At 74.0% G+C, this 10,627-nt stretch carries 7 protein-coding genes; 1 reads left to right on the top strand and 6 read right to left on the bottom strand.

The features are described 5' to 3' along the window. Positions 1-1,342, top strand: a 1,342-nt coding sequence (locus HCJ92_RS18605; protein WP_167934754.1) for a MinD/ParA family ATP-binding protein, incomplete at its 5' end; no start/stop codon positions are given. A 136-nt stretch (positions 1,343-1,478) separates the two neighbouring features. Here the strand turns inward: HCJ92_RS18605 and HCJ92_RS18600 are convergent. The 6 genes from HCJ92_RS18600 to infB form a co-directional block, all read right to left on the bottom strand. Next, entirely contained in the window at positions 1,479-2,474 is a 996-nt protein-coding gene (locus tag HCJ92_RS18600; RefSeq protein ID WP_167934753.1) for a bifunctional riboflavin kinase/FAD synthetase, read from the bottom strand. A 36-nt stretch (positions 2,475-2,510) separates the two neighbouring features. Beyond that, on the bottom strand, positions 2,511-6,191 hold the full coding sequence (locus tag HCJ92_RS18595; protein WP_167934752.1) for a serine protease: 3,681 nt from the start codon (positions 6,189-6,191) through the stop codon (positions 2,511-2,513). Positions 6,192-6,681: 490 nt separating this feature from the next. After that, positions 6,682-7,596 (bottom strand): tRNA pseudouridine(55) synthase TruB, encoded by a 915-nt coding sequence (gene truB / locus HCJ92_RS18590; protein ID WP_167934751.1) that lies wholly within the window; start codon positions 7,594-7,596, stop codon positions 6,682-6,684. After that, a complete protein-coding gene (gene rbfA / locus HCJ92_RS18585) occupies positions 7,596-8,117 on the bottom strand; it encodes a 30S ribosome-binding factor RbfA (RefSeq protein ID WP_167934750.1) in 522 nt (173 codons plus the stop codon). The genes truB and rbfA overlap by 1 nt, the downstream gene beginning before the upstream one ends. A 44-nt stretch (positions 8,118-8,161) precedes the next feature. Beyond that, positions 8,162-8,455 (bottom strand): DUF503 domain-containing protein, encoded by a 294-nt coding sequence (locus HCJ92_RS18580; RefSeq protein WP_167934749.1) that lies wholly within the window; start codon positions 8,453-8,455, stop codon positions 8,162-8,164. An 86-nt stretch (positions 8,456-8,541) separates the two neighbouring features. After that, positions 8,542-10,627: translation initiation factor IF-2 (infB, locus tag HCJ92_RS18575; RefSeq protein WP_209311302.1), on the bottom strand; the 2,086-nt coding region annotated here is incomplete at its 5' end.

The following is a 10,627-nucleotide window of genomic DNA, read 5'->3' as shown; positions in this document are numbered from 1 at the left end:
CGCCCCCGGGCGTCGGTCGCTGCTCGGCACCGCCGCCCCGCCAGGGCGGCCCAATCCACCCGCTGCTCCCGGCCCTGCGGGGCAGGCCGGCCCGAACGCGGCGGGCGCCTCGGGTGCGCCGACGGCTCAGGAGCCACCGGCGCCCGCCGGGTGGCCGTTGCAGCAGTCCGCGCCGCAGCCGGGATCGCTGGGTTACACGGCGTCAGTCGAGCTCTCCTCGGACCGCCTCCTCCAGGAGAGGGGCCGCAACAAGCAGCGTTCACAGCCGGCGAGTCGGCCCAGCTCGCGGTTCAAGTTCGGGGCGAAGGCCGCCGAGGCGGAGCGGCAGCAGAAGCTGCAGCTCATCCGCACGCCCGTCCTGTCCTGCTACCGGATCGCCGTGATCAGCCTCAAGGGCGGCGTCGGGAAGACCACGACCACGACCGCGCTCGGCGCGACGCTCTCCTCCGAGCGGCAGGACAAGGTCATCGCCATCGACGCCAACCCGGACGCCGGCACGCTGGGCCGCCGGGTGCGCCGGGAGACGGGTGCGACCATCCGTGACCTGGTCAGCGCGATCCCGTACCTCAACAGCTACATGGACATCCGCCGGTTCACCTCGCAGGCCCCGTCGGGGTTGGAGATCCTCGCCAACGACGTGGACCCCGCGGTGTCGACGACCTTCAACGACGAGGACTACCGGCAGGTCATCGACGTGCTGGGGAAGCAGTACCCGATCATCCTCACCGACTCGGGCACCGGTCTGCTCTACAGCGCCATGCGGGGCGTCCTGGATCTCGCGGATCAGCTCATCATCGTCTCCACCCCGTCCGTCGACGGGGCCAGCAGTGCGTCCACGACGCTGGACTGGCTGTCCGCCCACGGCTACGGCGACCTCGTGCAGCGCAGTGTCACCGTGATCTCCGGAGTGCGCGAGACGGGGCGGATGGTGAAGGTCGAGGACATCGTGGCGCACTTCCGCACCCGGTGCCGAGGTGTCGTGGTCGCCCCGTTCGACGAGCACCTCTCGGCGGGCGCCGAGTTGGACCTGGATCTCATGCGCCCGCGGACGCGACAGGCGTACTTCGACCTGGCCGCGTTGATCGCGGAGGACTTCACCCGAGCTCAGCAGGAACAGGGGCTGTGGACGCCCGACGGGTCGATGCCGCCCCACATGGCGCCGCCGCTGCCCGGTGGTGGTGCCCCGGGAGGTGGCGCGGCGTACGGCTACCCGCAGGGTGGGCAGCCCGGCTACGGCTATCCGCCGTCGGATGCCGGTTACGGCTACCCGCCCCAGCAGCCGGGCGGGTACGGTCAGCCGCCGCAGGCCGGTCCGGGGTGGCAGCGGCCCCCCGGGCGGTGATCCGGCCGGTCGGGCCCGACCACTGACCCGGCCGCCCCGCCCCGTACCGCCTCGCGCGGTGGGGTGGGCGGCCGGGTCTCTCGTTCCCGGGCCAACCGCCCGCACAGGGCGGGGCGGTAGGCCGTGGTGCGACGTCTCAGCCGGCGTCGACGGCGACGGTGGGGGCCGTGCCGGCGGTCAGTTCCCGGCTGCGCTCCACGTCGCCGGCCATCCGCTCGATGAACGCGTCGAGCGAGGAGAAGGTCTCCTGTCCCCGCAAGCGGGCCAGGAAGTCGACGGCGACGTGATCGCCGTAGAGGTCGAGGTCGTCGCGGTCGAGGGCGTAGGCCTCGACGGTGCGGCTCTTCCCGTCGAACTGCGGGTTGGTGCCTACCGAGACCGCCGCCGGCAGCGACTGCTCGCCGATCGTGAGCCAGCCGGCGTAGACGCCGTCGGCGGGGACCGCGGAGTAGGCGACGGTGTCGAGATTGGCCGTCGGGTAGCCCAGGTCACGGCCGCGCCGTGCCCCGTGCACCACGGTCCCCTCGACCCGGTGGGGGCGTCCGAGCATGTCGGCGGCGGCGGCGACCTCGCCCTGGCCGACGAGGCGCCGCACCGACGATGAGGAGTACCGGTCCGGCTCCGGAGCGGGGGTACCGTCCGGGTGGCGGCTCGCCCCGGGCGTGTAGAAGTCCACGACCTCGACGTCGAAGTCGTGGGCCGCTCCGAGTTCCCGGAGGGTCTCGACGGTCCCGGCGGCGCGGTGGCCGAAGCGGAAGTTCGGGCCCTCGACCACGGTGCGCGCGTGGAGCGTCCCGGCCAGTACCCGCTCGACGAACGCCTCGGGCGAGAGCTGCGAGAACTCGGTGGTGAACGGCAGGACCAGCACGGCGTCCACCCCCAGCTCGCCCATCAACCGGGCCCGGTGCGCGTGGGTGGTGAGCAGCGGTGGGTGGCTCCCCGGGCGCACGACCTCCTTGGGGTGGGGGTCGAAGGTGACCACCACGGCGGGGACGCCCAGTTCGCGGGCGCGCTCCACCGCTCGGCCGATGATGAGCTGATGTCCTCGATGGACCCCGTCGTAGGAGCCGATCGTGACGACGCTCCGCCCCCAGTCCCCCGGGATGTCCGCCAAATCGCCCCAGCGTCGCACCGGTATCTCCTCGTCGTCTCCCGGACTACTGCCGCGTCAAAAGTACCGGCCGCCCGGCGCCTCGACACGGCGGGGACCGGTGTGCGGGGGAACGCTCCCGTGCACGGGCAGTCCGGTGCCCTCCTGAGCAGGGCCGTCGGCCGCGCCGGCGGGACCGTCCGCCGGGTGGGCGAACGGCGTCCCGACGCCGTCGACCGGTGCGGCGAAGGGTGCGCCGGCGGAGCGCGGACGCCCCGGCCCACGCTCCGCGGCGAGCCGTTCCGCCTGCGGCGCGTCGGGCGGACGGGGCGACGGCAGCGCCGTGGCCGCGCGACGGCTCGCGTTCGTCGCGTCCCCGGCGCTGTCCGGCGCCGCCGTCTCGCCGTGGCGTGCACGGGGCGGGACAGCCGGACCCTGCCGGGGGTGGACGAGCAGGCGGCCCAGGTACGCGGCGTAGGGGTCGCCCGCCTCCGCGAGTGATCGGGCCACGATCGCCCGGGTGGCGCGGGGCGCGGTGCGTGCCAGGCGCTCGACGAGGTACGTCAGGGTGCCGCGGCTCCCGTTGCCCTGGTCGAGCCGGGCTCGAACGAACGCGGCGACGGTCTCCGCCGCGTGGGGCGCCGACAGGGTCGCGAACTCGGCGACGACCGCAGCGACGGGACGGGCGAGGGCGGGGGTGTCGATCGTCGCCAGCGTGCCGAGGATGACGGCGACGGCGACCGGGTCGGCCTGGGAGCGCCTCAGCTGGCGCCGGAACGCCGCCAACACCCCCCTCGGGTCGCTGAGCGCGGCGTGCGCGGTCGCCGCGGCGAGGAGTCGGTCGCCGCGGCGCCCGTGGGCTCCGCCGGCGAGGTGGGCCAGAGCTCCGGGCAGGTACTCGGTCCGGGTCGCGTGGTCGCCGACGAGAAGGCGGTACGCGGGGCCGTGGAGTTCCGGTTCCCGGGTCCGGCGCAGCAGGGTTCGCGCGGCCCGGCGCAGGTGCTCCCGCGCGGTCGGCTCAGAGCCTGCCGGCGCACCGTCCAGACAGCCGAGGTGGGTCGCGGCTGCCGCACGGCGGTGCGGAAGCGGGTCCTCCGCCCACCGGGAGACCACCGGGCAGAGGGCGGCGGGCTCGCGTCGGGCAAGCTCCGCCAGCAGCTCATGGGCGTGCGGGTGTGCGGCGTCCACCAGGGCTTCGGCGAAAGCGCCGGGGTCGATCGTCCGCCGGCTCGTGAGCAGGTGGCGTGCGACGTCCGCGACGGTGCGCGACGGGGCGCTCGCCCCGGTGCCGATGGGGCCGGCGGGCACGGGGAGCACGCGCTCGTCGTCGAGCCACCGGCACAGCGCACGCTGTGCGCCGCCGGTGTCCGTGGCCAGCAGTTCTGCGGCGGTGGCCGCGTACGGGTTCCGTTCGGGCGCCCTCCCGAGCGGGGCGACCGTCTGCGGCGCGCCCGACGGCGGCGCCGACGCGCGGTGGGGGCCGCCGGCCGGCAGCACGAGGCGCAGCAGGTCGATCCGGTCTCCGGTGGTCAGGCGCATGCGCCGCCAGAACGGGGCCGGGAAGTCGGCGGCGGAGGCCCGCCCCTCCCCCACCAGCGTGGCCAGTCTGCGGGCCGTGTCCAGCTGCCCCGTCGCGTCCGAGAGCCGCAGCAGGGTCTCCCCGAGCAGGTGGGCGCACCACCAGTGGGCGTCGCGGTCCGGCCCCTGGCTGTTCGACGAGCTCGCGCACGGGGCGGGCGACGCGCCGTGCGCGGGGGTACCGGAGCCGCCGGGGTACGAAGCGGTCGCCGCCCTCGCCTCGCGCCCGGCGAGGGCGACGACGAGCCGGCTCAACCGGCGCCGCAGGGCGTCGGCGCCGAGATCGTGGTCGAGTCTGAGCAGCGCGAACACCACGGGGCCGATCCGGTGACGGGGAATCGGCGGTGGGGCGGGCCCGGTGGCGCCCGGGTCGGGGGCCGCCAGCAGGGTGTCGAGAGTGGTGTCCAGGTCGAGATGGCGCCCCTGGAGCCAGTCGGCGAACTCCTCGTCCGCGAACCGGAATCCTGCTCCGGCCGGTACCAGTACCCCTGCGGCCAGTACCGCCTGCGCCCATCCGTCGGGTTCGGGGAACAGCGCCTCGAAAGCCGTGCGGGGCAGCACGACCGGCCCGAGGGAGCCGCGAGCCGCCTCGTGGAGGCGTCCCTGGGCCTGCGCGGCACGCCGCCGCAGGGCCGGCCCCCCTGTGGGCGAGGGGAGGCGCTCCGCGACCCGTAGCGAGACCAGGTCGAGGTGGGCGGCGAAGATCTGCTGCCGATCGGGGGCTCCCTGCCCCCGTCCCGTGCCGTGCTGAGCCGCGCGGACGTCGGCGAGCATGCGGAGCGAGAGCGGGTGGCGACGCTCGGCCGGGTCCAGGGCGGAGCCGATCCCGAGCGCCTCACGCACCCCTGCGGCCTGCACGGGTGGGAGGTCGCCGAGCCAGAGACACGGCGGCAGGGCGATCCCCGCTGCGGCGCCGGTCTCGGCGCCTCCGTGCGTGCTGTCGGTGGGGAAGTGCGGCCCGGCGTGCTCCCAGAACTCCGGGCGGCAGGCGACGGCGAGCCTGGCCCCGGCGGCCCGGAGCCAGGCGGCGGAGGCGGCGGCCCAGTGCGTGAGGTCGGGCGCGAGGGCGGTCGACATCTCCTCGGGGGCGTCGAGGACGACCAGCAGCGGGCGCCCCGCACGACGCGCCACACGGGCGAGCACGTCCGGATCGGGTGCCGTCCGCCCTGCCTCCCGCGGGGTCGGCAGGTCGGCGCGAAGGTCCGCTCGCCGTGGCTCCGTGTCCGCCGCACCGAGAACCCGGCGCAGCGCATCCCGGACGCTCCGGTCGTCCGCCTCCAGATCGGCGCCGCGCAGCCAGACCGTCGGGGCGCGGTGTTCGCCGCCGGCGCGGTGCGCCGCGTGGGCGGCCAGTACCGTGCTGCGCCCGGTGCCGGGTGCGCCCACCAGGGCGAGCACGGTGTGGTCGGAGGTGTCGAACTCACGGAGTTCGGCGGCGGCCTCGGGCCGTCGGATGGCGCCCGTCCCGGGGCCGGTCGGCGGGTGGCGGTGGGGCGGCACGGTGCGGGCGCACAGCGCGAGCGCCCCGGCGATGTTGAGGTCGGCTCCGTGCCCGGGTACGACCGCGGCGTTGCGCTCCAGTACGGCGGCGAGTGCTCCGCCGGGGCGTGCCTCCGCGGCCTCCGCCAACGGCACGGCGAACGCCCCGCCGTGCTCGCCGCTGTGCAGCGCCGTGCCGAGCACGGCGACCACGGCCCCGGTGTCGACGGCCAGGACCGGCCCGCCCGTCAGCTCGGCGTTGAGGCGGAGCCGCAGGCCTCGGGACTCGGTAACGTCCAGGTGCAGCACCCGGGGCAGGGGATGGAACCGGTCCGTCGCCGTGTAGGTCGCGGGGCCGGCGCCGATCACCGCCGTTTCGGTCCAGACGTCCAGCGGCAGGAGCAGCCGGTGCCGACGGCGCTCGGCCCGTGCCGAGCCGACGACGAGCGGGGCACGACCCGCCAGCCCCGGCGTCCTGACGAGTGCCAGGTTCCACTCCGGCAGTGGGGTGATCTCCGTCGCGGAGACCACCCAGGGTGTGCCACCGGGCGGGTGCACCACGACGCGGGCAAGGCCGTCGACCGCCTCATGGCTGGTGATGACGGTGCCCTGGTCGTCGGCGAGGAACCCCCTGCCCCGGGGGCGTCCGGCGAGGTCGCGGAGTGCCGGCAGCACGGGGCCGTCGGGGCGGGGCTCATCCAAGGTCGTCGCCTCCCTGCGGGACGGGTACCGCGAGGTTCTGCCCAGAGGCGACGGTGCTGCCCGTCGTTCACCACAGCGCGGCGGCACGCGCCGCGTACCGAGCCGTTCACGCTCCCTCGAACGGGTGGGGATCGCCCCGCACGGGGCGGCTCGACGGAGGGATGATCACACCGGTGACCGGCCGGCGAAGCGCCCCGCCGGGCGCACGGGGCCCGGCGTGCAGAGCACGGGATCCACGCGACGGGCAGCACGGCGCGGGGCCCCACGCACCGCGGGTGGCGCCATGCCCGGCGGTCGCGACGGGCCACCGACGGGAGAGGCACCATGACGACGGCCAGCGGCACGGCGCAGTCGAACAGCGGGGGCTCCCCCGCACGCCAAGGGGGCCCGGGGTGACGGTCGTGCCGTCACCCCGGGCCCCGCCCGATCGATGGACGAGGGGAGTCGCGGCTCGGACAACCCCGCCCTGCCGCCGCCCCACCCCGCCCCGTCAGCCCTCGGGCCTCGCGAGGACGGCGAGAATGCGCGCCCGGTGGCCGTCCCGCTCCACCAGCGCGACCAGGCTGCCGTCGCCGCTCAGCGCGGCGATCGGCCCGGACGGCAGCTCGGGTGGCATGTCGACGCGCACGCCGTTGGCCAACAGGCCCGCCCGGCGGCCGTCGAGCTCCCACCGAGGGAACGCGGTACCCGCCGCGTCCGCGAGCGGCACCGGGTCGAGCTCCTCCTGGAGCTGCTCCAGGGTGCGGGCGGCTGTGATGCCGTAGGGCCCCACCCGCGTGCGTCGCAGCGCTGTGAGGTGCCCCCCCGTCCCCAGTTCGGCGCCGATGTCCCGCGCCAGCGCGCGGATGTAGGTGCCGGAGGAGCACACCACACTCACCACGACGTCCATGACGGCCGTACCGTCCTCCGCCGTCGCGGTCCGCACGTCGTGCACCGCGAACGAGGAGACCGTGACCGGCCGTGCCGGGATCTCGACCTCCTCGCCCTCGCGTACCCGGTGGTAGGCGCGTTTACCGTCGATCTTGACCGCGCTGACCTTGGACGGGACCTGGAGGATGTCGCCGGTCAGGCGTGCGACCTCGCGGTCCAGGTCGGCCCTGGCCACGTCGGCCGCACCGGCCGACGAGGTCACTTCACCCTCGGCGTCGTCGGTGACCGTCGACTGACCCAGTCGAACGGTCCCGAGGTACTCCTTCTCGGTGAGCGCCAGATGGCCGAGGAGGCGGGTTGCCCGACCCAGGCCGATCACGAGCACGCCGGTCGCCATGGGATCCAGGGTCCCGGCGTGGCCGACCCGCCTGGTCCGCGCGATGCCCCGCAGCTTGGCCACGACGTCGTGCGAGGTGAAACCGGCGGGCTTGTCCACGACAAGAAGCCCGTCGGGGCCGTTGCTCTGACGGGCCATCAGCGAGCTGATTCCCCGCCCCGTTCACCGCCGGCGGGGCCTTCGTCGGCGTCACCGGCGGCGTCGGCGCCCTCGGGGGCACCGTCCTCCTCCTCCGCCGGGCCGCGACCGTAGGGGTCGGGGTCGCCCGCGTACTCGGCGCCCTCGGCCTCCTGGCGGAGCTTGGCGTCGCGGATGCGCGCGGCGTCGAAGAGCTCCTCCATGGCGCGGGCGTTCTCCGGCAGAGCGTCCGGCACGAAGGCGAGACTGGGCGTGTGCTTGATGCCCGCAGCCCGTCCCACCTCGGTACGGAGCATGCCCCGGGCGCTCTCCAGCCCCGCTGCGACCTCCGCGCGGGCGGTGTCGTCGCCGTACACGGTGTAGAAGACGGTGCTCTCACGCAGGTCGCCGGTGACCCTGGTGTCGGTCACGGTGACCTGATGGTTGTTGATCCGCGGGTCCTTGATGCCTCGCTGGATCTTCTGGGCGACCACCTCGCGGATGAGTTTCGCCAGGTTGTCGGCGCGCGCGCTGCCGCTCACGGTCACGTCTCCTTCTCGTGCGAATGCCGTGCGGACGACGACGTTCAGTCGTCGTCACCGTGGAGCCGCCGTCGGACGGACAGCAGCTCCAGCTCCGGCCGGGCGGCCACCAGCCGCTCGCACCGGTCGAGGACGTCGGTGAGGTGACCGGCGTCCCCCGAGACCACCGCGACGGCGATCTCGGCGCGGCGGTACAGATCCTGGTTTCCCACCTCCGCCACGCTGACCGCGTACGTGCGGTGCAGCTCGGCGACGAGGGGCCTGACCACGGATCGCTTCTGCTTCAGTGACCTGACATCGCCAAGGAGCAGGTCGAACGAGGCTGTTCCCACAAACATGCGGGTGATCGTAGTGCCGCCCGGGCAGGCCGGTCGACGGATTTCCCGTCGACCGGCCCCCCGGGCACGGTGTCACCACAGCGGCATCAGCCGCGGGGCTTCTCCCGCATCTCGTAGGTGGCGATGACGTCGTCGATCTTGATGTCGTTGAAGCTGCCGAGGTTGATACCGCCCTCGTAGCCCTCACGAATCTCGGTGACGTCGTCCTTGAAGCGCCGCAGACCCTCGATGTTGAGGCTCTCCGCGACAACCTTGCCGTCGCGGAGGAGACGGGCCTTGGTGTTCCGCTTGACCTCGCCGGAGCGGATGAGAACACCCGCGATGTTGCCCAGCTTGGAGGAGCGGAAGACCTCGCGGATCTCCGCGGTACCGAGCTCGACCTCTTCGTACTCCGGCTTCAGCATGCCCTTCAGGGCAGCCTCGATCTCCTCGATCGCCTGGTAGATGACCGAGTAGTAGCGGACATCCACGCCCTCGCGCTCGGCCATCTGCGTGGCGCGCCCGGCGGCCCGCACGTTGAAGCCGATGACGATGGCGTCGGAACCCGTCGCCAGGTCGATGTCGGTCTCGGTGACCGCACCGACACCGCGGTGCAGTACCCGCAGCTCCACGTCGTCGCCGACGTCGAGCTGGAGCAGCGCCGACTCCAGGGCTTCGACCGAACCGGAGGCGTCACCCTTGATGATCAGGTTCAGCTGCTCCATCTCACCGGCCTTCAGCGCCTTGTCGAGGTCCTCGAGGGACACGCGACGGGTGCGCTTGGCGAAGGCGGCGTTCCGCTCACGAGCGGCACGCTTCTCGGCGATCTGGCGGGCGGTCCGGTCCTCGGAGACGACCAGGAAGTTGTCGCCGGCGCCGGGCACGTTGGTGAGGCCCTGCACCAGGACCGGCGTGGACGGGCCGGCCTCCTCGACGTTGTTCCCGGTGTCGTCGAGCATCGCCCGGACACGGCCGTGGGCATCACCGGCGACCATGGTGTCGCCGACCCGCAGCGTGCCGCGCTGCACCAGGACGGTCGCGACGGCGCCGCGACCCTTGTCCAGGTGCGCCTCGATGGCGATGCCCTGGGCGTCCTGGCTGGGGTTGGCACGCAGGTCCAGCGTCGCGTCGGCGGTCAGCACGACGGCCTCGAGCAGGCCCTCGATGTTGGTGCCCGGCTTGGCCGCGACGTCGACGAACATCGTCTCGCCGCCGTACTCCTCGGCCACGAGACCGTACTCGGTGAGCTGACCGCGGACCTTGGCCGGGTCGGCACCCTCGACGTCGATCTTGTTGACCGCGACCACGATCGGCACGCCGGCTGCCTTGGCGTGGTTGAGCGCCTCCACCGTCTGCGGCATCACGCCGTCGTTCGCCGCGACCACGAGGATCGCGATGTCGGTCGACTTCGCACCACGGGCACGCATGGCGGTGAACGCCTCGTGACCCGGGGTGTCGATGAAGGTGATCTTGCGCTCTTCGCCGTTGACCACGGTCGACGCCTGGTAGGCACCGATGTGCTGGGTGATGCCGCCGGCTTCGCCCTCGATGACGTTCGTCTTGCGGATTGCGTCCAGCAGACGGGTCTTGCCGTGGTCGACGTGGCCCATGACGGTGACGACCGGCGGACGCGCGACGAGCTGCTCCTCGTCGCCCTCGTCCTCACCGAACTCGATGTCGAAGGACTCCAGGAGCTCCCGGTCCTCCTCCTCCGGGCTGACGATGCGAACGGTGTAGTTCATCTCGTCGCCGAGCAGCCGCAGCGTCTCGTCGGAGACCGACTGGGTCGCCGTGACCATCTCGCCGAGGTTGAACATCACCTGCACCAGCGAGGCCGGGTTCGCGTTGATCTTCTCCGCGAAGTCCGTCAGCGAGGCACCGCGGGAGAGACGCACGGTCTCACCGCTGCCGCGCGGCAGCATGACGCCGCCCACCGACGGGGCCTGCATGGCCTCGTACTCCTGACGGCGCTGCCGCTTCGACTTGCGACCACGGCGCGGCGGGCCACCGGGACGGCCGAAGGCTCCCTGGGTGCCACCACGGCCACCGGGGCCACCGGGGCGGCCACCGAAGCCGGGGCGGCCACCGCCGAAGCCACCACCGGGACGACCACCGCCGCCACCGCCGGGACCACCGGGGCGACCGGCGAAGCCGCCGCCACCACCGGGACGGCCACCGCCGCCGGGACCGGCC

The organism is Streptomyces spiramenti (assembly GCF_012034385.1).
GTDB lineage: Bacteria > Actinomycetota > Actinomycetes > Streptomycetales > Streptomycetaceae > Streptomyces > Streptomyces spiramenti.
Note: the sequence above shows the minus strand (reverse complement) of the source record. Positions and strands in the feature narration are given on the sequence as shown.

Bases quoted from the DNA above. Each gene is read 5' to 3' on its own strand.
- truB (WP_167934751.1), bottom strand. From the start codon at position 7,596: ATGGCCCGTCAGAGCAACGGCCCCGACGGGCTTCTTGTCGTGGACAAG.
- HCJ92_RS18580 (WP_167934749.1), bottom strand. From the start codon at position 8,455: ATGTTTGTGGGAACAGCCTCGTTCGACCTGCTCCTTGGCGATGTCAGG.